Raw genomic sequence first — 22,681 nt, 5'->3', positions numbered from 1 at the left:
GCTTCACGCGGCCTTTCCCGCAACACCGGCCATCAGCAGGCCCAGCTCTTTTTCATCCGTCTCATGGGGCAGGCGTTCGCCCATGATATGTCCGTCAAACATCACCGCAATCCGGTCAGACAGCGAGAAGATCTCTTCCAGCTCGACCGAAACCAGCAAGATGGCCTTGCCCTGATCGCGCAGAGCGACGATCTGTTTGTGAATGAACTCGATCGCGCCAATATCGACGCCGCGTGTTGGCTGACCAACCAGCAACAGATCGGGGTTCCGCTCGATCTCGCGCGCGACGACGATCTTTTGCTGGTTCCCGCCCGAGAAGTTCTTGGCCGCAAGCCAGCCATCGGGTGGGCGGACGTCAAACTTTTCCATCTTGGCCTCGGTATCAGCACGCAGGGCGGCGTTGTCCATTAACAGGCCCCGCTTGTAGGCCGGGTCGCGGTGATAGCCGAAGGCTACGTTCTCCCACGCGTGAAAGTCCATGATCAGACCTTCGCGCTGGCGATCCTCGGGGACATGCGCGATCCCTTGCGCTCGGCGGGTTTGACCATCCGAGCCCGCCCCGCTCAGCGCCAATGATGCGCCGTTCAGGCGGATCGTGCCTTGGCCCGGACGCATCCCGCCCAGAACCTCAAGCAGTTCAGACTGGCCATTACCGGCAACCCCAGCGATCCCCACGATTTCACCCGCGCGGACGGTCAGGTCGATGCCCTTGACCCGCTCGACACCTGCACCATCGGTGACACTCAGATTTTCGATCTCCAGCACGGGCTGGCCGGGTTTTGCAGGCAGTTTGTCAACCTGCAACAGCACTTTGCGCCCGACCATAAGCTCGGCCAGTTCCTGCGGGTTGGTATCGGCGGTTTTGACTGTCGCCGTCATCTCACCACGCCGCATGACCGAGACGGTGTCGGTGTTTTCCATGATCTCGCGCAGCTTGTGGGTGATCACAATGATCGTCTTACCCTCGGACCGCAGCCGGTCGAGGATGCGGAACAGCTGATCGGCCTCGGCCGGGGTCAGAACCCCTGTGGGTTCGTCCAGAATCAGAATTTCGGCCTTGCGATACAAGGCTTTGAGGATTTCGACACGCTGCTGCATGCCCACGCCGATCTCGTCGATACGTTTGTCGGGGTCGACGAACAGCTCGTATTCTTCTTCCAGCGCTTTCAGTTCTTTACGCGCTTTGGACAGCGAGGGGGCAAGCAGCCCTCCGTCCTCGGCACCCAGAACGATGTTTTCCAGAACGGTAAAGTTTTCCACCAGCTTGAAATGCTGGAACACCATCCCGATACCTGCCGCAATCGCAGCCTGACTGTCGGGAATTTCGGTCTTGTCACCGTTGATCCAAATCTCGCCCTTATCGGCCTTGTAAAAGCCGTAGAGGATACTCATCAGCGTGGATTTGCCCGCACCGTTTTCACCGATGATCCCATGGATTGATCCGGGGGCGACGCTGATGGAAATGTCTTTGTTGGCCTGAACCGGCCCAAAGGCTTTGGAAATCCCTTTGAGCTCAATGGCGGGGACGGTCATGTCTTGTCCTCAGATTGCCGAAAGGGCCGCATGGCGCGCGGCAGGGTAGGAGGCCGGGCGGAGGCTAAAACCCCCGCCCGCGCGATATCAGAACTGCAGTGCGGGGCAGCTGTCGTTCTCGTAATAGCTGGTCACCGTAACATTGCCGTCAATGATGTCCTGACGCGCCTTGTCGACCGCGCCTTTCATCTCGTCCGAGACCAGCGACGCGTTGTTGTCGTCCATGGCAACGCCCACGCCTTCTTCGGCCAGACCCATGGCGAAGACGCCGGTTTCAAGGTTCTCACCTGCTTTCATCGCGTCATAAACGGCGACGTCCACGCGTTTCAGCATCGAAGTCAGTACCTTACCCGGATGCAGGTGGTTCTGGTTGCTGTCCACGCCGATCGACAGGATGCCTTCGTCGGCAGCGGTTTGCAGAACACCCACGCCGGTGCCGCCTGCGGCGGCATAGATCACGTCAGCACCTTGGCTGATCTGCGCTTTGGTCAGCTCGGACCCTTTCACCGGGTCGTTCCATGCAGCCGGAGTGGTGCCGGTCATGTTGGCAACAACTTCGATATCGGGGTTCACAGCTTTGGCGCCCTGGGCATAACCACAGCCAAAGTGACGGATCAGCGGGATGTCCATGCCGCCAATGAAGCCAACGGTGCCAGATTCAGACGCCATCGCCGCCATCATGCCAACCAGATACGATCCTTCATGCTCGGCAAAGCCGATCTGACGAATGTTCGGAGCGTCCAGCCAGTTCACGTCAACCGCGACAAATTTGGTGTCGGGGTAGTCGCCCGCAACTGCCGACAGCGGATCGGCCATGGCGAAACCCATGGTGATGATCGGGTTCAGACCGGCCTCGGCAAAGCGACGCAAAGCCTGCTCGCGCTGAGCTTCGGATTGCAGTTCGATTTCGCGATAGCTGCCACCGGTTTCATCGGCCCAACGTTGCGCGCCATTATGGGCGGCCTCGTTGAATGACTTGTCAAACTTACCACCCAGGTCAAAGATCAGGGCCGGTTCAGCCAGGGCCGCACCTGCGGTCAGTGCGACGGCTGCGGCGGCGCCCATCAAGGATTTCATCAGGGTCATTTGTTACTCCCGTTGTTATTGTCGGTCGGAGCCAAGATAGCCCCGTTCACCCACTAAGAGCGAGCATATCTGTTGTGATGGCGGGAATTAAGGCCGTTTGCAACAGCCGGGGTCAACTGATTTTTGACCACTTGGTCGAGAAAAAATTCGACGACTATTCAGGTCAAGTCACATTCCATCACGAGAGCGTCAATTTTCTGATTGTTTTCGCGCACATAGTACGATTTGCGTAATCCACAGGGGCGGTAGCCGCAGCTATGGTACAAGGACAGCGCCGGAAGATTGTCCTGCGCCACGTCCAGAAAGGCGCGCGTCGCGCCCAATCTTTGGGCCTTTGCATGCCACTCGGCCATACGGATTCTTGCGAGCCCCTGGCGCTGCAGGTCAGGATGCGTCGCTATTGTCAGCAATTCCGCTTCGTCGGCGATTACCTGAAACAAAGCAAAAGACGCCGGGACCCCGACCAAATGAGTAAAACGATTCTGCAGTAAATCCGCGAATTCTGCGTCGGACCACGGGCGGGATTGTGTAAAAGCCGCAGAATGGGTCTTGGCAAGGGCTTGCGGAGTCATCCGTCCAACAAAACTGGCGGCGAGTCTTTGGACGGGGCCGCATCTGCCGCGCGGATATAAAGCGGCGCAGGCGCGCTGTTTGTGTTTTGCCACTTCTGAGACGCCACATTTGCGATCCCGCGAACCTGTACTTCGGGATCATCGTTGAAGGTCAGTAGACCTAGTGATTCCGCCTGTTCAAGCGGGATCAAGGCCGGGTCTTGACCCTCGGGTGAGATATAAACTTGATCCCGTGGTGCGCGAATGGCCGGTAACGCGCCTTGAGTTTCTTGCGCCAGCGCCTCAAAACCCGAAACGCCGACGGCCGGAACGCCAAGGCCCAACGCCAGCCCACGCGCAGCGGATACCGAAATTCGGATGCCGGTGAAATTACCCGGCCCGATACCAACGCCGATGGCTGAAAGGTCTTTCCACGTGTATCCGGCTTGGGTCAGCAAATCTTCCAGCATGGGCATCAAGTGTTCTACCTGACCGCGTGTCATGGCGTCGACTTGAACCGCAATGATCCGATCTCCGCGTAACAAAGCGGCCGCGCAATGCGCGGCCGATGTATCAAACGCCAGAATGATCGGATCAGACGGCAACAGGGCGTACCTCGGTCACTTCAGGGATGTAGTGACGCAGCAGGTTCTCGATCCCCATTTTCAGTGTCAGGGTCGAGGACGGGCAGTTCGCGCAGGCCCCCTGCATGTGCAGATACACAACGCCGCGGTCAAAGCCGTGGAAGGTGATGTCGCCACCATCTTGGGCCACAGCAGGGCGCACACGGCTATCCAGAAGGTCCTTGATCTGGTTCACGACTTCCGCGTCTTCGCCGGTGTGTTCGGCGTGGCCAGAGGCGGTTGTGGCATCAGCAGCCATGACCGGTTGGCCCGACTGGTAATGCTCCATCACTGCGCCAAGGATCGCGGGCTTGATGTGGTCCCACTGAACATCTTCGGATTTGGTGACAGTCACAAAATCATTGCCAAAAAAGACGCCGGTTACGCCGTTGACGGTGAAAATCCGGTTGGCCAAAGGTGACTTCTCAGCCGCTTCTGCCGATGGAAAATCTGCAGTGCCCGCCTCCAGCACAGTCTGGCCGGGCAGGAATTTCAGGGTTGCAGGGTTCGGCGTGGATTCGGTCTGGATGAACATAGCGCGGCTCCGTTTCAGTTGCCTCTGATATGCGGGTCCGCGCGCGGGAAGTCAAGATTTGGAACGATTCTAAATTTCGGCCGCCAGCGTTATCGCCTCATCTAGCCGGTCATCGCCCCAGAACAGCTCATCCCCGACCAGAAAACTGGGGGCACCGAACAGTCCTTTGGCCTGCGCGATCTCGGATTGTTTTTTCAACGCAGCTTTTATCTGAGGGTTTTGCGTCTGGCTCAGCGTCTCTTCGGGCAATCCGGCGGCGGTCAGACATGTAACCAGAACCGCGTCATCAGCGATGTTCTGGCCATGGGCAAACTCGGCAGAGTAGACGGCGCGGACAAAGGCGGCTTTTTGGGCCGGGTCTTCGATGGCCAGCGTCAGGCGGGCCGCCTTCAAGCCGTTTTGCGGAAACGGATCGGGGCGCTGGAACGGCAGGCCGCGGTGGGCGGTCAGACGCTCCATATCGCGCCACATATACTGCCCTTTGGCTGGATAGAGGTTGAACGGCGAATCTGTCCAGCCCTGTGCAAAAAAGATCGGACCCAGCAGGAAGGGCTGCCAATCGACACTCACGCCACGCCGGGCAGCGGCCTCTTCGATCCGCATCGCGCTGAGGTAGGAATAGGTCGAGGCGAACTCGAACCAGAACTGAATGCTGCGGGGCATCTAGGTGATTTCTTCCAGTTTTTCCTTGCTCAGATCACCGGGGACGATGGTGATTGGGATCGGTAAACTGCCGGAGTTTTTAGTCAGCTGCGTCACCAGAGGACCGGGGCCCTTCTTTTCGACGCCCGCGCCCAACACAAGCACACCAATCTCGGGGTCGGATTGCACGTGTTCGATGATCTGCGGCACGGGATCGCCTTCGCGGATGGCCAATTCGGGGTCGACGCCCTGCTTGTCACGCATCCACTTGGCGAAAACCTCGTAATGGGCGTGGATGCGTTCGCGCGCCTCTTCGCGCATCACTTCGGCCACGCCGATCCAGTGATTGAACTCATCGGGGGGAATGACCGACAGGATCGTCACGCCGCCGCCCGTATGGGCCGCGCGCATGGCTGCAAAACGCATTGCGTTCAGGCATTCGCGGCTGTCATCCAATACCACCAGGAACTTACGCATGGGTGTCCTCATTCATTTCGGGCGATCATGCCCGACCAAATGCGCGCTGGCAACCGAAGCCTATCGCGTGCTGGCAGCCCAGTCCCAATACAGCTCGCGCGCGCGCCGGGCGATGGGGCCGACCTGATATTGCGTATCCTGCAGCGCCGTGACCGGGGTGATTTTGCTCATGTTGCCGGTCATGAAGACCTCATCAGCTTTGTGGAAATCTTCGAAACTCAGGATCACTTCGTGCACGGTCACACCGTCTGCACGCAGGTTTTCGATATGGCGCGCGCGGGTGATTCCGGCCAGAAAGGTGCCGTTCGGGGTGGGGGTGAACACCTCACCATCCCGGACCATAAAAATGTTTGCGGTCGCGGTTTCAGCCACATGTCCCAACGCATCCGCGACTAAGGCGTTTGAGAAACCGTTGGACCGAACCTCTTGCAACATTCGCGCATTGTTGGGGTAGAGACAGCCCGCCTTGGCGTTCACAACTGCTGATTCCAGAACCGGGCGACGGAAGCGCGTATAGCCCAGTGTGACCGACGCAGATTCGGGCGCCATTGGAATCTCTTCCAGGCAAATCGCGAAACCTGTGCTGTTTTCAAGCGGCACGATCGCCGTGCGGTCGCCGTCGATACCCCAATACATCGGACGGATATACACCGCCGCGTCCGGCGCATAGCTTTCCAGCCCTTCGCGGATGATCTCGACCATCTGCTCGGTGGTCACAAACGGCGTCAGCATCAAAGCCTCGGCCGAGCGGTTCACGCGGGCACAGTGCGCCTCAAGATCGGGGACCAGACCGTCGAAATAGCGGGCTCCATCGAAGACGGACGACCCCAGCCAAGCGCCGTGATCGGCTGCCCGCATGATGGGCGCATCCCCGTCATGCCACTGACCTTCGAAATAGGTGCGAATATTCTTGCCGACTGCCATCACGCCCTCCCAAGCTTTGCGGCAAACCTAGGAAGACGTCGCAGTAACGTCCAGAGCAATCAGCCCTGTTTTGCGCCAACCATGCCCACGATTTCGTAAGTTTGTTGCAGGATGGGGGCGGCAACAGCGCGCGCCTTTTCTGCTCCGTTGGCCAGAATCCGGTCAATCTCGGCCTCTTCGCCCATCAGGCGGGCCATCTCGCCCGAGATCGGGGCCAGTTTCGCCACGGCCAACTCTGCCAGCATCGGTTTGAACTCGCCAAACTGCTTGCCGCCAACCTCGGTCAGAACCTGCTCGGCGGTCTGATCGCTGAGCGCCGCGTAGATATTGACCAGATTGCGCGCCTCGGGGCGGTCTGACAGGCCATCCACATCCGATGGCAGCGCATCGGGGTCGGTCTTGGCTTTGCGGATTTTCTTGGCAATCGTGTCGGCGTCATCGGTCATGTTGATCCGAGTCATATCCGACGGGTCCGAGGACGACATCTTGCGCGACCCATCCCGCAGGTTCATCACGCGCGGGGCAGGGCCGCCGATGACGGGTTCGGTCACCGGGAAGAACTCGACGCCATAGTCATGGTTGAACTTGATGGCAATGTCGCGGGTCAGTTCCAGATGCTGTTTCTGATCCTCACCCACCGGCACATGCGTCGCGTGGTAGGTCAGGATATCCGCCGCCATCAGCGCCGGGTAGGCGAACAGACCCAGCGAGGCATTCTGCGCATTTTTGCCCGCCTTGTCCTTGAACTGCGTCATCCGCTGCATCCAGCCCATCCGAGCGATACAGTTGAAAATCCAGGCCAATTGAGTGTGCTCGGGCACTTGGCTTTGGTTGAACAGGATGGATTTTTCCGGGTCCAGACCAGCGGCGATGAAACCGGCGCAGACCTCGCGCGTCTTCTCGCGCAGGCGGGCGGGGTCCTGCCAGACGGTGATCGCGTGCAGATCGACCATGCAGTAGATGGTCTCAAAATCGTCGCCCTGCATATCCACAAAACGCTTGAGCGCACCCAGGTAGTTGCCAAGATGCAGGTTTCCCGACGGCTGGATGCCGGAAAACACGCGCGGTGTGAACTGGGTCTCGGTCATCGAAGGGAACTCCCGTCTGGAAAAATCAGCCCCCGTCGCTTACCCATGAGGCAAAGGGACGTCAACAGCCGCGAAAGGCCAGCCCAATGAGCAGTGAGCATTATACACCCGCCGTGAACCCTTTGCCGCCCGTGGTGGCGGCGCTGGCCTTGTTCATTTTCGGGATAGAGGTGATCTTCATGCTGGGCGCGCGGGGTTTGGTCGGTGGGCCAGGAGCGATTGGGTGGCGTCTGGACGCGCTTCAACACTATGCGTTTTCGCCGGACATTTTCGATTGGATGATGAAAAACGTGCGCTGGCCGTTCGAACACCTGATCCGCTTTGTGACTTACCCGTTCGTGTCGGCCAATTTCACCCAGGCGGTCTTTGTCTGTGTCTTTGTTCTGGCCATGGGCAAAATGGTGGCCGAGGTTTTTGGCAGTGTTGCGATGCTTGTGATCTTTGTGCTGTCGGGCATCGGCGGGGCGCTGGCCTATGCGCTGCTGCTGGACCCGCAATACCCGCTGGTCGGAGGGTTCCCACCCGTCTACGGCCTGATCGGAGCGTTCACGTGGATTTTGTGGCGCAAGCTGTCGCTGGTGGGTGAAAACCAATCTCGCGCCTTCAGCCTGATTGCCGTGTTGATGGGCATCCAATTGCTGTTTGGTCTGATCTTCGGCGGTACGCTGGATTGGGTGGCTGATCTGGGCGGGTTTAGCACGGGCTTTGCGCTGTCATTTGTGGTTGGTCCCGGCGGTTGGTCCCGGATCATTGGTGGAATTCGGCGCGACTGATCAGGACCGGCGCAGGGCGGATTTGAACTCGGACAGGCGGAACGCCCGCAGCAGGTGACCCAGCCCGAAATAGGTAACCGCGGCTGCGGTGATCAGCCCCAGCAGCGCCAGATAGCGCCAGCCCGCCAGATCGAAGGCCCAGCCAAACAGATACAGCGCCGCGTAAAGCATCGCGCCCATCCCCGCAGACGCCGCCACGATGCGCCATGCGCGCCGTTTGAACCGGTCGTCGAACCGCGCCTCTTCTCCCATGCCGCGCGCGCCCAGGATCAGCAGCCCGACCATGGCCCATCCGGCGGCCGAGGCCGCAATCGCGGGGGCAACCCACCCGACCAGCGGAAACAATCCAAAGGCCAGCCCTGCATTCACCACCATGGCCACCACCGCATAGTGGAACGGCCTGCGCGTATCTTCGCGCGCGAAATACAGCGGTTGCAGCAGCTTTTGCAGCATGAAAGCCGGCAGGCCAATGCCATAGATCGCCACGGCCAGCGCGGTGGCGGCGGTATCCTCGGCGGTGAATTGGCCACGCTCGAACAGGACCGAGACCAGAGGGATCGGCATGATCACAAAGGACACTGTTGACGGAAGGGTCAGCAGCAGCGTGAACTCTCCGGCCCGCGAAAAGGCGTTGCGGGCGCCGTCTTTGTCACCCGCACGCAAGCGGCGAGACAGGTCAGGCAGCAACACGATTCCAACGGCGATGCCCACCACGCCCAAAGGCAGTTGATACAGGCGGTCGGCAGCAAACAGCCAACTGACCGCGTTTTCCGTCTTCGAGGCGACAAGCTGCCCTACCACCAGATTAACCTGTGTGACCCCCATCGCCAGCGCAGCCGGCACGGCGATGCGCACCATGCGGCGCATTTCCGCGCTGAGTTTCGGCCGGCCGGGACGGATGCGGATGCCCGCGCGCTCGGTCGCGATCCAGACCAGCGCAAGCTGTGCCGCTCCGGCCACAGGAATGACGGTGATCAGCCAGCGGATGACCTCGCCGCCCGAAATGGCTCCGGCGATCAGGGCGGTGCAGGCAAAGATGTTCAGCAGAACCGGCGCGGCGGCAGCGGCCGCAAAGCGGCCCGTGGCGTTCAGAACGCCCGAAAACAGTGCGGCCAGTGACATGAACAGGATGTAGGGGAACACGACATAGCCGTAATCCACGGCCAAATCGAAACGTGCGTCGCCATAGAACCCTTCGGCGGTGATCCAGACCAGTGCGGGCATGAACACCATCGCGAGCCCAACCAGCCCCAGAACCGCCACGGCCAGCAGGTTGAAGGCATCCTGAGCGAATCCTTGGGCGTTCTCGTTCCCTTCCAGCCGTTTGGAAAACATCGGCACGAAGGCCGCGTTGAACGCACCTTCGGCAAAGAAGCGGCGGAACATGTTGGGCAGGCGAAAGGCGGCCACAAAGGCGTCCATCACCGGGCCCGGCCCGATAAAGGCCGTCAGAAGAATTTCCCGCAGGAACCCCAATATCCGACTGGCCAGGGTCCAGAACCCGACCGTGAACAGGCCCGAGAACAACCGGATCTGCTTCATGATTCCGCGCGCTCGGCGCCCTCGGTGATGGCTTTGCGCAGCTTCGCCTCAAGCCCGCGCTGCTTGCTGTCCGAGTGGTATTTCAGCCCGAACATATCCTTGACATAGAACGTATCCACCACCTGTTCGCCGTAGGTCGCGATCACCGCGTTGGCGACATAGACATTGGCTGCGGCCAGCGTGCGCGCCAGATCATAGAGCAGACCGGGACGGTCACGGGTATCGACCTCGATTATCGTGTAGATCTCTGACCCGTCATTGTCGAAGATGATATGTGTCGGCACGTTAAAGGCGCGTTCGCGTTTCTTGATCTTGTCACGCGATTTCAGCGCGTCGCGCGCCACAACTTCGCCCTTTAACGTTTTGTGGATCATCTGCGTCAGGCGTGGCAGACGACTGGCTTCGAATGGGCGGCCATCTGCGTCCTGTATCCAGAATGCATCCGTGACATAACCATCCTTGGTCGTGTAGCTACGCGCATCGACCACGTTCGCCCCAACCAGCGCCAGTGCGCCGGCAATCCGTGCGAAAATACCCGGATGGTCAGCCATGGCGAAACAGGCGCGGGTGGCGTCGCGATCTTCATCCGGTTGCAAGCGAATTTCCATGGCGCCCGCGTCGCCACTGTGATCTAGCGATTGCAGCATCTCGGCAAACTCAACATGTGTCGACAGGTTGAGCCCCTGCCAATACGGGTCGTAGTGCCGACCGGTCTCGGTTTTCAGGTCAGCCTTGGACCAATCGGCCAATTCGGCGCGCAGGGTCTTTTTGGCCTCGGCTCCGCGATTGGCACGGTTGAGGTCTTCCATCCCCGTCTCTAGTGCGCGTTTGGTTTCCGCGTGCAGGGCGCGCAGCAGGGTGGCTTTCCAGTTGTTCCACGTATCCGGCCCAACGCCGCGAATGTCACAGACCGTCAGAACTGTCAGCAGGTCCAACCGTTTGACCGTTTTTACGGCCTTCGCGAAATCGCGTACCGTGCGCGGGTCGGAAATGTCGCGCTTCTGCGCCATGTCAGACATCAGCAGGTGATAACGCACCAGCCATTCGACCGTTTCGCAATCGGCCTTGTTCAACCCAAGCCTCGGCGCGATTTTGCGGGCCATCTGCGCGCCGAGGATCGAGTGATCTTCGGGCCGCCCCTTGGCGATATCGTGGATCAGCAGGGCGACATACAAAACCTTGCGGTTCACGCCCTCTTTCAGGATCGACGAAGCCAACGGGAGGGATTCCACCAGTTTTCCGCGTTCGATCTGGTTGAGGTTGACGATGCATTGGATGGTGTGTTCGTCCACCGTATAGCTGTGATACATGTTGAACTGCATCATCGCGACGATGTGCTCAAATTCGGGGATAAAGGCCGACAGGACCCCCAGCTCGTTCATCCGGCGCAGGGCGCGTTCGGGGTTGCCGTGTTTCAGCATAAGATCAAGGAAGATACGTTGTGCTTCCTTGTCTTCGCGCATGTCCTCATCGATCAGGTTCAGGTTCGCTGTCACAAGACGCATCGCATCCGGATGGATCAGCATTCCCGTGCGCAACCCTTCCTCGAACAGGCGCAGCAGGTTCAGCTTGTCGGACAGGAACTGGTCCGGGTCGGCCACGTCCAGGCGGCCATGGACGACTTGATACCCTGCCTTGACCCGTGGGCGCCGGCGGAAAATCCGTTCCAGCAGCGGTGCGCCCTTCATGTGCGCGGCTTCCAGCTTGGTTAGGAAGATGCGGGTCAATTCGCCCACCATCGTCGCCTCGCGGAAATACCGCTGCATGAAAACCTCGACGGCACGGCGACCGGCGCGATCCTTATAGTCCATGCGATCGGCCACCTCGACCTGCATATCGAAGGTCAGGTGCTCAGTGGCGCGGCCCGTTACCAGATGCAGATGCGAGCGCACGGCCCACAGGAACTCCTCGGCCTCGTCGAAGGCTTTGTACTCGTCTTCTGTTATCAGCCCCAGCGGTACAAACTCAGACACGTCTTGAACGTCGTAGATGTATTTCGCGATCCAATACAGCGACTGCAGGTCGCGCAGCCCGCCTTTGCCTTCTTTGACATTGGGCTCGACCATATAGCGTTGGCCCTGCTTCTTATGACGCTCGTCACGCTCTTGCAGTTTGGCTTCGATGAATTGACGTTCGGTGCCTTTGAACAACTCGTCCCGCAGGCGGGTTTTGAGTTCATCGCCCAAGGCCGTGTCGCCCGCCAGATAACGCTGCTCCAGCATAGCTGTGCGGATGGTGAAATCCTCGCCCCCAAGCCGCAGACAATCCTTGATGGTGCGCGAAGAATGCCCGACCTTCAGACGCAAATCCCATAGGATATACAGCATGGACTCGATCACGCTTTCGGCCCATGCAGTGATTTTGTAGGGCGTCAGAAACAGCAGATCGACATCTGACGCGGGGGCCATCTCGCCCCGCCCATAGCCGCCCACGGCAAGAACCGCGATCTTTTCGCCCTGCGTCGGCGTTGCCAGAGGGTGAAGATCGTGGCTTGCGACCTGCATGGCAGTGCAGACCAGTCCATCGGTCAGATAGGTGTAAGAATGTGTCAGCGGCCGGGCGTCGAACGGGCTTTGGGAAAACGCATCAGCGATGGCTTGACGCCCTGCCTTTTGGGCATCCCGCAGAATGCGCACGCATTCTGCCCGGCGCGCGGTGTTGTCTGATATGTTTTCAAAGGCTTCCGACAGTTGCGCCAGAACGGCGGCGCTGTCGAAGATGTCTTGGGCCGGGCAGATCAGCTCACCTTTTGGGGTGAGCGTCAGCGCCGGTCGATCAGAAACCGGCGCCTGAGAAGCTTTGTGGGGCAGGGTCAATCACTACTACCTGTTTGTTCTGGATCGTGGCAACTGCCAGACCGCGTTCGTTGGTACCGTCCGAGCGCAGGCGAAAGATGCCGCCCACGCCCTGGAAACCGGCATTCTGTGTCAGGGCCGAAGCCGTCAGCGCATCCGATTTACCCTGGCTGACCAAGGCTCCGATGGCGGCAATACCGTCATAGGCCAGACCGCTAATTGGATGCGGTGCCTCACCATACGTATTGTTGTACCGCTGACGATAGGACTGTGCCTTGGCCGGGTCGGGTAGCGCGAACCATCCCCCCTGCACGCCAGGCAATTCAAGCGTCTGAGCCGGAATATCCCAGCGTGTCAGACCGATATATTGCGTCGTTGCTGGCGAGATACCCGCCTCGGGCAACAACTGCGTATAGAGAGGCAACGCACCGGCTGTTGTTGCTGTCAGGAACACCGAATCCGCGGCCGATGCATCCACCGTGGCCTTGATTGTGGGAACTGAATTGATCACGCCCTGCTGAGACCGGTCATAGCCGATCGTTCCAGCGTTGTTGACGCGGCTGTTGCTTAGCGCATTGGCAATGGCCGACTGACCCAACTGGCCTGCCGCATCGTTGCTGTGCACGATGACCATGTTGTTTTTGCCCTGCGAACCGGCAAAATTAACGAGTCGGTTAGCCGTGTTGTCGAAGGTGGGACCCAGGACAAAGACGTTCCCGCCAGCGATGCTGGTGTTGTTCGAGAAAGACAGGACATTCACGTTGTTGTTTAAAACGGCCAATCCTGCCGAGTTTGCGGCCTGCGCGTAAACCGGACCCAGGATAACCTTTGCACCATCCGCAACGGCCCGTTGGGCCACCTCGGCCGCCGTGTTCGAGCTGCCGCGCGTGTCATAAACCCGCAGGTCGATCTGCACATTTTGCAAATCTGCCATGGCCATTCGTGCTGCGTTCTCAAGGCTTCGGGCCAAGGCCGCATCGCCCGAATTGGCTGATCCCGCAGGAACCAGCAGCGCCACAGGCACCGGCTTAGAGGTGTTAATCGATGGCCCTCCGCCCAGTCCTGTTGTCTCACAGGCGGTCAGAAAAGCGGCGGTGGCCAAAACGGCGGCGGTTTTCGCCAGTTTGCGAACGGGCTTGCAAACGGTAAACATCTGAATGAAAACTCCCTGTCCCGGCGACTTGAAAGACGCCATTTTATTAGGTCGCGATAATAAACGTCACGCTGCGAGGGTCCAGCTTTGAATCACCAAAAAGTCAGATTGGGCGCGGGCCTGTATTTTGTCGCCACTCCGATCGGAACGGCGCGCGATATCACGCTCAGGGCGCTGGATGTGCTGGCCTCTGCTGATGTGGTCGCCGCCGAGGATACCCGCAGCCTTCGGCGCCTGATGGAGATTCACGGTGTGCCATTGGAGGGACGGCGCATTCTGGCCTATCACGATCACAGCGGTGCAGGCGCGCGGGGCAAGATCCTGGACGCGCTGGCCGAAGGGAAATCGGTTGCCTATGCCTCTGAGGCCGGGATGCCACTGATTGCTGATCCGGGTTATGATCTGGGGCGTCAGGCGGCTGAGGCCGGTCACATGGTGACCTGTGCGCCCGGGCCATCGGCGGCCCTAATGGCCCTGACACTGGCCGGATTGCCAACGGATGCGTTCTTTTTTGCCGGGTTCTTGCCCAATGCATCGGGGGCTCGCCGGGCACGGATCGAGGCGTTGCGCGACATTCCCGGCACGCTTGTTTTCTACGAATCGCCAAAGCGTGTCGCGGCCTGCCTTTCCGATCTGGCAGATGTATTAGGAGAGTCGCGTCATGCCGCCTTGTGCCGCGAATTGACCAAGAAATTCGAAGAGGTTCGCCGCGGGACTCTGAAAGACCTTGCCGAAGGGGTGCAGGATCAGACCATCAAAGGCGAAATCGTTCTGTTGGTTGATCGGAGCCATTCGGAAACTGTTAACGAATCTGACGTAGAAGAGGCTTTGAAAAGGGCCTTGGAAACCCATTCGGTTCGGGATGCGGCGGATCTGGTTTCGGAAATGTACAAACTTCCGCGCCGTCCAATTTATCAGAAGGCGCTGAAACTGGGAAAGCGATGACATGTCTGCGCGATCTGTTCGAAGTTCTGTGTCTTACCAGGCTGGTCAATCCGCCGAGATGCGGGTTGCAACTGATTATGAACGTCGTGGCTTTTCCATCGACCACCGCCGTTGGCGCGGGGCCGGTGGGGAAATCGACCTGATCGCGCGTGACGCTAATGGTTTAGTGTTCATCGAGGTCAAGAAAAGCAGCAGTTTCGATCAGGCGGCGTCGCGGATCAACCGGCGGCAGATGAACCGGATTTGTGCCTCGGCGGCGCAGTTTCTGGAACATGAACCGGATGGGCAACTGACAAATGTGCGCTTTGACGCCGCGCTTGTGGATGCCTCGGGCGCTGTTCAAATCATCGAAAACGCCTTTGGGCAAGCCTGACCCCCATTGAACCCTCGGGCTCGCTGGGCCATGTATCTGGCGTGAAACTGAGGGACACGCCATGAAAATCGCCTTTCAGATGGACCCGATCGGGGCCGTGGATATCAATGCAGATAGCTCATTCCGACTGGCCGAAGAGGCGCAGGCGCGCGGGCACACGCTGTTTTTCTACGGGCCGGATCAACTGGCCTATCAGGAAGGGCGGATCACGGCGCGCGGCCATGACATGACCGTTCAGCGCGTGGCGGGCAATCCGGCAGAGCTGGGCCCCGAGCGTGAGGTTGATCTGGCTGATTTCGATGTGATCTGGCTGCGTCAGGATCCTCCGTTCGATATGCACTATATCACTTCAACGCATTTGCTGGATCGCCTGAAGGGCAAGGCGCTGGTCGTGAACGATCCGTTCTGGGTGCGCAATTACCCCGAAAAACTGCTGGTTCTGGATTTCCCCGATTTGACACCACCGACGACGATTGCGCGCGATCTGCAGACGATCAAAGCGTTCAAGGAAAAGCATGGTGATATCATCCTCAAGCCGCTTTATGGCAATGGCGGTGCGGGCGTGTTCCGGTTGGATGCCAATGACCGCAACCTGACCTCGTTGCATGAATTATTCACCGGTTTCTCGCGTGAGCCGCTGATTGTTCAGAAATTCCTGCCCGATGTCAGCAACGGCGACAAACGGGTGATCTTGGTGGATGGTGAGGCGGTCGGCGCAATCAACCGCGTGCCTGCCAAGGGCGAGACGCGGTCGAATATGCATGTGGGCGGTCGCCCGGAAAAGATCGGCCTGTCCGAGCGTGATCTGGAGATTTGCGCCGCCATTGGTCCTTTGTTGAAGGAAAAAGGCCAGATTTTCGTCGGCATCGACGTGATCGGAGATTATCTGACCGAGATCAACGTGACCTCGCCCACCGGTATTCAGGAGCTAGAGCGGTTCGACGGTGTGAACATCGCCGAAAAAATCTGGCAGGCGATTGAGGCCAAGGTTTAAGACGCCGCCCGGGCGCTGATACGAAAGCTCAGCGCCTCGGCCACGTGGGGGCGGCGGATATCCGGCGCGCCTTCAAGGTCTGCAATGGTGCGCGCAACCCGCAGGATGCGGTGATAGGCGCGCGCCGACAGGCCGAACCGTTCGGCGGCTTTCAGCAACAGCTCTTTTCCTTCGGGGTCGGGGGCCGCGATTTCCTCCAACAACTTACCCTCCATATCCGCGTTCTGGTGGGGCTCCATGCCCTCGAACCGCTCCGCCTGCGCGGCGCGTGCGGCTTCGACTCGTGCGGCAACGGTGGCGGAGCTGTCCCCGGAAGGCGGTAAATCCAGATCGGTGAACCCGACCGGAGGCACCTCGATCCGCAAGTCGAACCGATCCATCAGCGGGCCAGAGATACGGCCCAGGTAATCCTCGCCACAGACCGGCGCGCGGGAACAGGCGCGGGCGGGGTCCGTCAGATAGCCGCATTTGCAGGGGTTGGCGGCGGCCACCAGCATGAAGCGACAAGGGTATTTCACATGGGCATTGGCGCGGGCGACCATGACCTCGCCCGTTTCAATCGGTTGGCGCAGGGTTTCCAGAACGGTACGTGGAAATTCGGGGAATTCGTCCATGAACAGAACCCCGTTATGGGCCAGCGAAATTTCACCGGGTTTCGCGCCTCGACCACCGCCGACAATCGCGGCCATTGAGGCGGTGTGGTGCGGTTCTCGGAAGGGGCGGGTGCGGCTGATCCCGCCTTCGTCCAGCAACCCGCAGAGCGACTGGATCATCGAGGTTTCCAGCGCTTCGGATGGGGTCAAAGGCGGCAGGATACCCGGCAGACGCGCGGCCAGCATGGATTTGCCCGACCCCGGCGTGCCGATCATGATCAGGTGATGCCGCCCGGCGGCGGCGATCTCTAGCGCGCGTTTGGCCCGCTCTTGCCCTTTTACATCGCGCAGGTCGCGCGCGCTGGGCGCAAGGTTGACCTCGCCGGGTTGGGCGGCGGACAAAGGGGCCTGGCCCGAGAAATGTCGCACCACATCGCCCAGTGATGTGGCCCCGATGACCTGTGTAGCATCGACCCACGCGGCTTCGGCGCTGGAGGCTTTGGGGCATAGCAGCGCGCGATCTTCCGCGGCGGCGGTCATGGCGGCGGGTAGGGCGCCGACCACGGGTACAAGCGATCCGTCCAGTGACAGCTCACCCAAGGATACCGCGCCTTCGGCGGCGTCGGAGGGAATGATCTCCAGCGCGGACAGCAGCGCAACGGCGATGGGCAGGTCGAAATGGCTGCCCTCTTTCGGCAGGTCGGCAGGTGAGAGGTTGATGGTGATGCGCTTGGATGGCAGCGCGATGGCCATGGAACTGAGCGCGCTGCGCACGCGGTCGCGGGCTTCGGACACGGCTTTGTCGGGCAGGCCGACGATGGAAAAGGCGGGCAGGCCCGGCGAGACGGCGCATTGCACCTCGACCGGGCGGGCCTCGACCCCTTGGAAAGCAACGGTATGAGAGCGGGCGACCATGAACGACCTTTTTGGTTAACAGGTCGTTGCTGGCACGCCGCCGGTTTAGGAATCGTTAACGCCTGCGACCATGGCTGAGAATTTCGGCCACGCGCCCGGGTCTGCGGCGGTTTTGTCACGGCAGAACGGGTTGCAAAAGCCCCAGATGCGGCCGTCCAGTTCAAGAAAATCCGTCACAGGGTCGCCGGAATAGGGGCAGGTGGCGTTGACCGAGGGGCCTGAATCCACCACGCGGGCTACGGGCGACCTGACTGGCCAAGGTTGTGTCGGCAGGTCCAGCGCGTAGGGGAAGGGATCATAGGCCACGGTCAACCCCATCGCGCGCCATTGGCGGGCAGGCAGGTCTGACAGCAGGTCAAGGCAATAGACCCGGTTTGCGTCCGAGACTGGCAGACCATAGCCTATGATCCGCGCGGCCACCGGGGCATAGAAGACATCCGCCAGGGAATATTCGCCAAACAGCGGACCGGTGGTAGCCCCGGACACGCTGCGAGCATGGGCCCACAGGGTCTCGATCCGCTCAAGGTCGCGCAGGGTATCTGCCGAGGGTTCAAACCCGGCCCAGCAATGGTACAACTGCATCGGGCATTCGCCGCGCAAGGCGGTGAACCCGGCCACCATCTCGGCGCATAACCAGCGCGCGGCGGCGCGGGCGGCTGGATCTGCAGGCCACAGCCCGGCGTCGGGATGTCGTTCGGCCAAGGTCTCTGCCATGGCGAGGCTTTCGCCTACCACCATCCCGTCGGGCATGCGCAAGGCGGGCACCAGACGGGCGGGGGCGAGTGGCTTCATATCCTCGGCTATGGTGCCGGAATAGAGTCCGATCATATGGGTTTTGTAAGGCAAGCCGAACTTTTCCAGCATCAGCCAGCCGCGCATGGACCAGCTGGAAAACAGGCGGTCCCCGATAAACAGATCATAGGTCATGCACGCAGGATGGCGTGGCCTGGCACGGCGGTAAATCAGAGATTTGTGCGCCGGTGCATCACGCGAGGTGATTGATCCGCCCGACCGACCAGCGATCCCCGTGATGGGTCAGTTCCGTGACCGAGAGGTTGTCGATCTTGTGGCTGAACGCCTCTTGCGCGGTCACGTCCAGCGCGCGCTGTACCTGTGTCAGGATCACGCCGAAATGCACCACGATGACCAGATCGCGCCCGCTATGATCAGCAATCAGTCGGTCGATCACGGCATCTACCCGCGTACGCACCTCGTTCCAGCTTTCGCCGCTTGGGGGGCGCACGTCACCGGGATTGTCCCAATAGGCAAAGGCCAGTTCGGGGTCTTCGGCCTCGATATCTTTGAAACCGCGCAGCTCCCACGTGCCGAAATTGATCTCGCGCAGGTCGGGGTGATGGGGCAGGCGGGTGCGTGTTCCCTGAATGGCCGAGGCCGTATCCGCGGCGCGGGACAGGTCGGACGAAATCACCACCGCGTCAGGCGGCAAGTGGTCGTGCAGGCGCTGGATCGCCACTGTGTCGCTGAGATCAGCGGGCAGGTCGGACCAGCCCACCATGGTTTTGGCATGGGTCGGGCCGTGGCGAACAAGATGCAGGCGAGTCACGGCAGCTGTCCTTTCAGTACCAGAGGCAGCCCGGCTGTGACTTGCACCGCCAGATCGGCCTGCGCGGCCAATGCGATGTTCAGCCGTCCCTGTGCCTCGCGAAAGCGGCGGGACAGGGCGTTGTCGGGGACAATGCCGTGGCCGACTTCGTTCGATACGACTACAGTCTGGGCTTGGCAGGTATTCAGCGCATCCAAAAGCTGGGCTTGTTCTTGTTCCAGATCGTTTTCCGCCAACATATGATTGGTCAGCCACATCGTCGCACAGTCAATCAGACAGACCTGATCCTGCGTCAAGGCGGCCAGAGCAGGGCGCAGGTCGAACGGAGCCTCGATCGTCGTCCAACCCTCCCCTCGTTGCTTCACGTGGGACTTCACCTTTTTGTGCATTTCATCATCAAACACTTGTGAAGTTGCGAGGTAGATGCGGCTTTTCCCTGTTGAAACAGTGAGTTGTTCGGCAAATGCCGACTTTCCCGAGGCTGCTCCGCCCATAACAAAGGTCAAATCCGAACCCACTGGTGTTACCTTCCATGTGATCCACCCGGTTTTGTCCTGCGTATCGACCACAAGTCGACAAGGCAAGGCTGGCTAGGCCTGCGAAAATGGGAGGCTTCCATGGCTCTGGATAATACAAACGATTTTTCGATGTCGCGACAGGCGATGAAAGCGGAACTGCTGGATGCAGAAACCGAGCTGAAACTGGCGTATGCTTGGCGAGATCATCGCGATGAACAAGCCCTGCATCGCTTGATTACCGCCTATATGCGGCTGGCGATTTCCATGGCGGCCAAATTCAAACGGTACGGCGCGCCGATGAACGATCTGATCCAGGAGGCGGGCCTGGGCCTTATGAAAGCCGCCGACAAATTCGATCCTGACCGGGGCGTGCGGTTCTCGACCTACGCGGTCTGGTGGATCAAGGCCAGTATCCAGGATTACGTGATGCGCAACTGGTCGATGGTGCGGACGGGGTCGACCTCATCCCAGAAATCTCTGTTTTTCAATATGCGTCGTGTGCAGGCCCGGCTGGAGCGTGAGGCCGCGACGGAAGGGATGGATCTGGATCGCCACCAGCTGCACCAGATGATCGCCGCCGAAATCGGCGTGCCTCTGCGCGATGTCGAGATGATGGAAGGCCGTCTGTCGGGTTCGGATTTTTCGCTGAACGCGGTGCAATCGTCGGATGAGGACGGCCGTGAATGGATCGACGCGCTGGAAGATGATCGTGAACAGGCCGCCGAGACGGTTGAAAACAGCCACGATACAGAACAGCTGCGCGAATGGCTGGTGACGGCCATGCAGGCGCTGAACGACCGCGAACGCTTTATTGTGCGGGAACGAAAACTGCGCGAACCATCGCGGACCTTGGAAAGTCTTGGGGAAGAACTGGGCCTGTCGAAAGAACGTGTCCGTCAGCTTGAGGCTGCAGCATTTGTAAAAATGCGCAAGAACCTTGAAGCGCAATCGCGCGAGGTGCAACACTTCATCGCATGAGACAGTTTGCGATTCTGCTGTGCGCGTTTGTGGTTACAGCCGGTATAGGCCGGGCTGACGGGCTGATTCCTGACGATGTTGCCGACGCAATGCGTGCGGCTGACGTGGTGATCCTGGGTGAAATCCACGACAACCCACAGCATCACATCGTCCAGAAAGAGGCGTTGGAGATCATCAACCCTTCGGCGGTGGTCTGGGAAATGGTCACCGAAGAGGGTGCGCAGCGGCTGGGTCAGAAGGCTGCGACCAACCCCGAGGAATTGGACCGTATCCTGAAATGGGCCGAGATGGGGTGGCCGTCCCTCAGCATGTATTACCCGGTTTTTCAGGCCACCGATGCGCCGGTCTATGGCGCGATGGTTCCCCGCGCGGCGGCGCGCGCAGCGATGGAGCGTGGTGCAGCAACGGCGCTGGGCGCGGATGCGGCGCGCTATGGGCTGACTGTGCCTCTTTCGGCTGCGGATCAGGCTGCACGCGAAGCGGATCAACTGGCGGCGCATTGCGATGCGCTCCCGCAAGAGGCGCTGCCTCAGATGGTGGCCATCCAACGTTTGCGCGACGCGGTTCTGACGCGTTCGATCTTGCGTGCTGACGACGAAACAGGCGGGCCGATTGCTGTGATCACCGGCAATGGGCATGCCCGCAAGGATCGTGGAATTCCGACGTTCACGTCCCGGCTGCGCCCCGGTTTGAAAGTCTTTGTGTTAGGGCAATCCGAGGATGGCGCGATCTCGGGTGAGTTCGATGCTGTGATCGACAGCCCTTCGGTCGAACGCGAAGACCCCTGTCTGGCATTCCAGACGCAGAATTAACCGCTGGAACTGTCTGGCCTGCTTGCCTAATGTCAGGGCCGACCGGGACGGGAAGGGCTGAACATGCTGGCATCGAAACGAATTCTGCTGATCATCGGCGGAGGCATCGCAGCCTATAAATCACTGGATCTGATCCGACGCCTGCGCGAACGGGGTGCTGCGGTGACCCCGGTTCTGACCCGCGCGGCTGAGGAGTTCGTGACGCCTTTGTCCGTGTCTGCCTTGGCCGGTGAGAAGGTATATCGCGATCTCTTCGATCTGACCGATGAGGCCGAGATGGGCCATATCCAACTGTCCCGCTCCGCCGATCTGGTGGTGGTTGCCCCGGCCACTGCCGATCTGATGGGCAAGATGGCGGGTGGTTTGGCCAATGATATGGCCTCGACCCTGCTGATGGCGACGGATACGCCGGTTCTGTGTGCACCTGCGATGAATGTACGGATGTGGGATCACCCCGCCACGCAGCGCAATCTGGCGCAACTGCAGGCGGATGGTGTCCGCTTTGCTGGCCCGAACGAGGGCGACATGGCCTGTGGCGAATACGGCCCCGGCCGCATGTCCGAACCGCTGGAGATCGTTGCGGCGGTCGAGGCGCAGCTGGGCGGCGGCCCCTTGCAGGGCAAGCGTATTCTGGTCACGTCGGGCCCCACCCATGAACCCATCGATCCGGTGCGCTATATCGCCAACCGGTCTTCGGGCGCGCAGGGAACGGCGGTGGCGCGGGCGCTGGCCGCACTGGGGGCCGAGGTGGTTTTTGTCACCGGCCCGGCGGATGTGGCCTCGCCCCAAGGCGTGCAGGTGGTTGCGGTCGAGACCGCGCAACAGATGTCGGATGCGGTGGACGCCGCCTTGCCCGTGGATGCGGGCGTGTTTGCGGCGGCTGTGGCGGATTGGCGCGTGGCCAGCGCCTCGGACCGGAAGTTGAAAAAAACCCGCGACGGCCTGCCCGCGCTGGAATTTGCAGAAAACCCCGACATTCTGAAACGCGTCTCGCATCTGGAAACGGATCGCCCCGCGCTGGTCGTGGGCTTTGCCGCCGAGACCGATAATGTGATCGAACACGCCACCGCAAAACGTGCGCGTAAGGGGTGCGACTGGATCGTCGCCAATGACGTCAGCCCCGCCACCGGCATCATGGGCGGGTCTGAGAATGCGGTCACGCTGATCTCGGACGCGGGGGCGGAAGAATGGCCGCGTATGGGCAAGGACGCCGTGGCCGAGCGTTTGGCCCGCAAGATCGCTGACGCGCTGACCGCCTGAGGGAAAG

At 60.2% G+C, this 22,681-nt stretch carries 23 protein-coding genes; 7 read left to right on the top strand and 16 right to left on the bottom strand.

Annotated features, from left to right (window positions below):
• Positions 1 to 3: 3 nt before the first annotated feature.
• From J7380_RS08305 to trpS, 9 genes are all read right to left on the bottom strand, one after another.
• Positions 4 to 1,533, bottom strand: a complete 1,530-nt coding sequence (locus tag J7380_RS08305; RefSeq protein ID WP_209195311.1) for an ABC transporter ATP-binding protein — start codon at positions 1,531 to 1,533, stop codon at positions 4 to 6.
• A gap of 87 nt (positions 1,534 to 1,620) precedes the next feature.
• Positions 1,621 to 2,619, bottom strand: a complete 999-nt coding sequence (locus tag J7380_RS08300) for a BMP family ABC transporter substrate-binding protein (RefSeq protein WP_170353493.1) — start codon at positions 2,617 to 2,619, stop codon at positions 1,621 to 1,623.
• A gap of 158 nt (positions 2,620 to 2,777) precedes the next feature.
• Positions 2,778 to 3,191 carry a GNAT family N-acetyltransferase gene (locus tag J7380_RS08295; protein WP_209195310.1) on the bottom strand — a complete coding sequence of 138 codons (414 nt, stop codon included), beginning with the start codon at positions 3,189 to 3,191 and terminating at the stop codon, positions 2,778 to 2,780.
• On the bottom strand, positions 3,188 to 3,775 hold the full coding sequence (gene tsaB, locus J7380_RS08290) for a tRNA (adenosine(37)-N6)-threonylcarbamoyltransferase complex dimerization subunit type 1 TsaB (protein ID WP_209195309.1): 588 nt from the start codon (positions 3,773 to 3,775) through the stop codon (positions 3,188 to 3,190). The genes J7380_RS08295 and tsaB overlap by 4 nt, the downstream gene beginning before the upstream one ends.
• Positions 3,765 to 4,328: a NifU family protein gene (locus J7380_RS08285; protein WP_209195308.1), complete on the bottom strand. Its 564-nt coding sequence runs from the start codon at positions 4,326 to 4,328 to the stop codon at positions 3,765 to 3,767. Before J7380_RS08285 ends, tsaB begins: the two co-directional genes overlap by 11 nt.
• A 69-nt stretch (positions 4,329 to 4,397) precedes the next feature.
• Positions 4,398 to 4,991: a 2-hydroxychromene-2-carboxylate isomerase gene (locus J7380_RS08280; protein ID WP_209195307.1), complete on the bottom strand. Its 594-nt coding sequence runs from the start codon at positions 4,989 to 4,991 to the stop codon at positions 4,398 to 4,400.
• Entirely contained in the window at positions 4,992 to 5,447 is a 456-nt protein-coding gene (locus tag J7380_RS08275; RefSeq protein WP_209195306.1) for a universal stress protein, read from the bottom strand.
• Between the two features lie 60 nt (positions 5,448 to 5,507).
• Positions 5,508 to 6,371 (bottom strand): branched-chain amino acid aminotransferase, encoded by an 864-nt coding sequence (locus J7380_RS08270; RefSeq protein ID WP_209195305.1) that lies wholly within the window; start codon positions 6,369 to 6,371, stop codon positions 5,508 to 5,510.
• Positions 6,372 to 6,430: 59 nt separating this feature from the next.
• Complete coding sequence (gene trpS / locus J7380_RS08265) at positions 6,431 to 7,459, bottom strand: tryptophan--tRNA ligase (protein WP_209195304.1); 1,029 nt, start codon at positions 7,457 to 7,459, stop codon at positions 6,431 to 6,433.
• An 86-nt stretch (positions 7,460 to 7,545) separates the two neighbouring features.
• Between trpS and J7380_RS08260 the strand changes: the two genes are divergently transcribed.
• A complete protein-coding gene (locus tag J7380_RS08260) occupies positions 7,546 to 8,232 on the top strand; it encodes a rhomboid family intramembrane serine protease (protein ID WP_209195303.1) in 687 nt (228 codons plus the stop codon).
• Here the strand turns inward: J7380_RS08260 and murJ are convergent, their stop codons facing one another.
• Genes murJ through J7380_RS08245 form a run of 3 tightly spaced genes read right to left on the bottom strand, consistent with a single transcriptional unit; the run spans position 8,233 to position 13,722 of the window.
• A complete protein-coding gene (gene murJ / locus J7380_RS08255; RefSeq protein ID WP_209195302.1) occupies positions 8,233 to 9,774 on the bottom strand; it encodes a murein biosynthesis integral membrane protein MurJ in 1,542 nt (513 codons plus the stop codon).
• On the bottom strand, positions 9,771 to 12,590 hold the full coding sequence (locus J7380_RS08250; RefSeq protein ID WP_209195301.1) for a [protein-PII] uridylyltransferase: 2,820 nt from the start codon (positions 12,588 to 12,590) through the stop codon (positions 9,771 to 9,773). The genes murJ and J7380_RS08250 overlap by 4 nt, the downstream gene beginning before the upstream one ends.
• The gene (locus tag J7380_RS08245) at positions 12,550 to 13,722 is read right to left on the bottom strand and encodes a penicillin-binding protein activator (RefSeq protein ID WP_209195300.1); all 1,173 of its coding nucleotides are present in this window, start codon (positions 13,720 to 13,722) and stop codon (positions 12,550 to 12,552) included. Before J7380_RS08245 ends, J7380_RS08250 begins: the two co-directional genes overlap by 41 nt.
• Before the next feature lie 87 nt (positions 13,723 to 13,809).
• Between J7380_RS08245 and rsmI the strand changes: the two genes are divergently transcribed.
• The 3 genes from rsmI to gshB all read left to right on the top strand — a co-directional run bounded on the left by rsmI (position 13,810) and on the right by gshB (position 16,034).
• The gene (rsmI, locus tag J7380_RS08240; RefSeq protein WP_209195299.1) at positions 13,810 to 14,667 is read left to right on the top strand and encodes a 16S rRNA (cytidine(1402)-2'-O)-methyltransferase; all 858 of its coding nucleotides are present in this window, start codon (positions 13,810 to 13,812) and stop codon (positions 14,665 to 14,667) included.
• Between the two features lies 1 nt (position 14,668).
• Positions 14,669 to 15,040, top strand: coding sequence for a YraN family protein (locus J7380_RS08235; RefSeq protein ID WP_209195298.1), 372 nt, complete (start codon positions 14,669 to 14,671; stop codon positions 15,038 to 15,040).
• Positions 15,041 to 15,101: 61 nt separating this feature from the next.
• Positions 15,102 to 16,034: a glutathione synthase gene (gshB, locus tag J7380_RS08230; protein WP_209195297.1), complete on the top strand. Its 933-nt coding sequence runs from the start codon at positions 15,102 to 15,104 to the stop codon at positions 16,032 to 16,034.
• Here the strand turns inward: gshB and J7380_RS08225 are convergent.
• The 4 genes from J7380_RS08225 to cobU are packed head-to-tail and all read right to left on the bottom strand — an operon-like array spanning position 16,031 to position 19,624.
• Positions 16,031 to 17,542 (bottom strand): YifB family Mg chelatase-like AAA ATPase, encoded by a 1,512-nt coding sequence (locus J7380_RS08225; protein ID WP_209195296.1) that lies wholly within the window; start codon positions 17,540 to 17,542, stop codon positions 16,031 to 16,033. The two genes, gshB and J7380_RS08225, sit on opposite strands and share 4 nt — an antisense overlap.
• A gap of 45 nt (positions 17,543 to 17,587) precedes the next feature.
• Positions 17,588 to 18,469, bottom strand: a complete 882-nt coding sequence (locus J7380_RS08220; protein ID WP_209195295.1) for a glutathione S-transferase — start codon at positions 18,467 to 18,469, stop codon at positions 17,588 to 17,590.
• Positions 18,470 to 18,527: 58 nt separating this feature from the next.
• On the bottom strand, positions 18,528 to 19,106 hold the full coding sequence (locus J7380_RS08215) for a histidine phosphatase family protein (RefSeq protein WP_209195294.1): 579 nt from the start codon (positions 19,104 to 19,106) through the stop codon (positions 18,528 to 18,530).
• The gene (cobU, locus tag J7380_RS08210) at positions 19,103 to 19,624 is read right to left on the bottom strand and encodes a bifunctional adenosylcobinamide kinase/adenosylcobinamide-phosphate guanylyltransferase (RefSeq protein ID WP_209195648.1); all 522 of its coding nucleotides are present in this window, start codon (positions 19,622 to 19,624) and stop codon (positions 19,103 to 19,105) included. The genes J7380_RS08215 and cobU overlap by 4 nt, the downstream gene beginning before the upstream one ends.
• Before the next feature lie 99 nt (positions 19,625 to 19,723).
• On the opposite strand from cobU, the gene J7380_RS08205 reads away from it, so the two are divergent.
• The 3 genes from J7380_RS08205 to coaBC all read left to right on the top strand — a co-directional run bounded on the left by J7380_RS08205 (position 19,724) and on the right by coaBC (position 22,674).
• A complete protein-coding gene (locus J7380_RS08205; protein WP_209195293.1) occupies positions 19,724 to 20,602 on the top strand; it encodes an RNA polymerase factor sigma-32 in 879 nt (292 codons plus the stop codon).
• Positions 20,599 to 21,414 (top strand): ChaN family lipoprotein, encoded by an 816-nt coding sequence (locus tag J7380_RS08200; RefSeq protein ID WP_209195292.1) that lies wholly within the window; start codon positions 20,599 to 20,601, stop codon positions 21,412 to 21,414. The genes J7380_RS08205 and J7380_RS08200 overlap by 4 nt, the downstream gene beginning before the upstream one ends.
• 63 nt (positions 21,415 to 21,477) lie before the next feature.
• On the top strand, positions 21,478 to 22,674 hold the full coding sequence (gene coaBC / locus J7380_RS08195; RefSeq protein ID WP_209195291.1) for a bifunctional phosphopantothenoylcysteine decarboxylase/phosphopantothenate--cysteine ligase CoaBC: 1,197 nt from the start codon (positions 21,478 to 21,480) through the stop codon (positions 22,672 to 22,674).
• The last annotated feature ends 7 nt before the right edge of the window (positions 22,675 to 22,681 follow it).

Source organism: Ruegeria sp. R8_1, assembly GCF_017743815.1.
GTDB lineage: Bacteria > Pseudomonadota > Alphaproteobacteria > Rhodobacterales > Rhodobacteraceae > Ruegeria > Ruegeria lacuscaerulensis_A.
This window is presented reverse-complemented; position numbering and strand designations above follow the sequence as displayed.

Excerpts from the sequence above, each read along its gene's own strand:
- J7380_RS08305 (WP_209195311.1), bottom strand. The coding sequence starts at position 1,533 with ATGACCGTCCCCGCCATTGAGCTCAAAGGGATTTCCAAAGCCTTTGGG.
- J7380_RS08300 (WP_170353493.1), bottom strand. The coding sequence starts at position 2,619 with ATGACCCTGATGAAATCCTTGATGGGCGCCGCCGCAGCCGTCGCACTG.
- J7380_RS08295 (WP_209195310.1), bottom strand. The coding sequence starts at position 3,191 with ATGACTCCGCAAGCCCTTGCCAAGACCCATTCTGCGGCTTTTACACAA.
- J7380_RS08285 (WP_209195308.1), bottom strand. The coding sequence starts at position 4,328 with ATGTTCATCCAGACCGAATCCACGCCGAACCCTGCAACCCTGAAATTC.
- J7380_RS08280 (WP_209195307.1), bottom strand. The coding sequence starts at position 4,991 with ATGCCCCGCAGCATTCAGTTCTGGTTCGAGTTCGCCTCGACCTATTCC.
- J7380_RS08275 (WP_209195306.1), bottom strand. The coding sequence starts at position 5,447 with ATGCGTAAGTTCCTGGTGGTATTGGATGACAGCCGCGAATGCCTGAAC.
- J7380_RS08270 (WP_209195305.1), bottom strand. The coding sequence starts at position 6,371 with ATGGCAGTCGGCAAGAATATTCGCACCTATTTCGAAGGTCAGTGGCAT.
- trpS (WP_209195304.1), bottom strand. The coding sequence starts at position 7,459 with ATGACCGAGACCCAGTTCACACCGCGCGTGTTTTCCGGCATCCAGCCG.
- J7380_RS08260 (WP_209195303.1), top strand. The coding sequence starts at position 7,546 with ATGAGCAGTGAGCATTATACACCCGCCGTGAACCCTTTGCCGCCCGTG.
- murJ (WP_209195302.1), bottom strand. The coding sequence starts at position 9,774 with ATGAAGCAGATCCGGTTGTTCTCGGGCCTGTTCACGGTCGGGTTCTGG.
- J7380_RS08245 (WP_209195300.1), bottom strand. The coding sequence starts at position 13,722 with ATGTTTACCGTTTGCAAGCCCGTTCGCAAACTGGCGAAAACCGCCGCC.
- J7380_RS08235 (WP_209195298.1), top strand. The coding sequence starts at position 14,669 with ATGTCTGCGCGATCTGTTCGAAGTTCTGTGTCTTACCAGGCTGGTCAA.
- gshB (WP_209195297.1), top strand. The coding sequence starts at position 15,102 with ATGAAAATCGCCTTTCAGATGGACCCGATCGGGGCCGTGGATATCAAT.
- J7380_RS08225 (WP_209195296.1), bottom strand. The coding sequence starts at position 17,542 with ATGGTCGCCCGCTCTCATACCGTTGCTTTCCAAGGGGTCGAGGCCCGC.
- J7380_RS08220 (WP_209195295.1), bottom strand. The coding sequence starts at position 18,469 with ATGACCTATGATCTGTTTATCGGGGACCGCCTGTTTTCCAGCTGGTCC.
- J7380_RS08205 (WP_209195293.1), top strand. The coding sequence starts at position 19,724 with ATGGCTCTGGATAATACAAACGATTTTTCGATGTCGCGACAGGCGATG.
- J7380_RS08200 (WP_209195292.1), top strand. The coding sequence starts at position 20,599 with ATGAGACAGTTTGCGATTCTGCTGTGCGCGTTTGTGGTTACAGCCGGT.
- coaBC (WP_209195291.1), top strand. The coding sequence starts at position 21,478 with ATGCTGGCATCGAAACGAATTCTGCTGATCATCGGCGGAGGCATCGCA.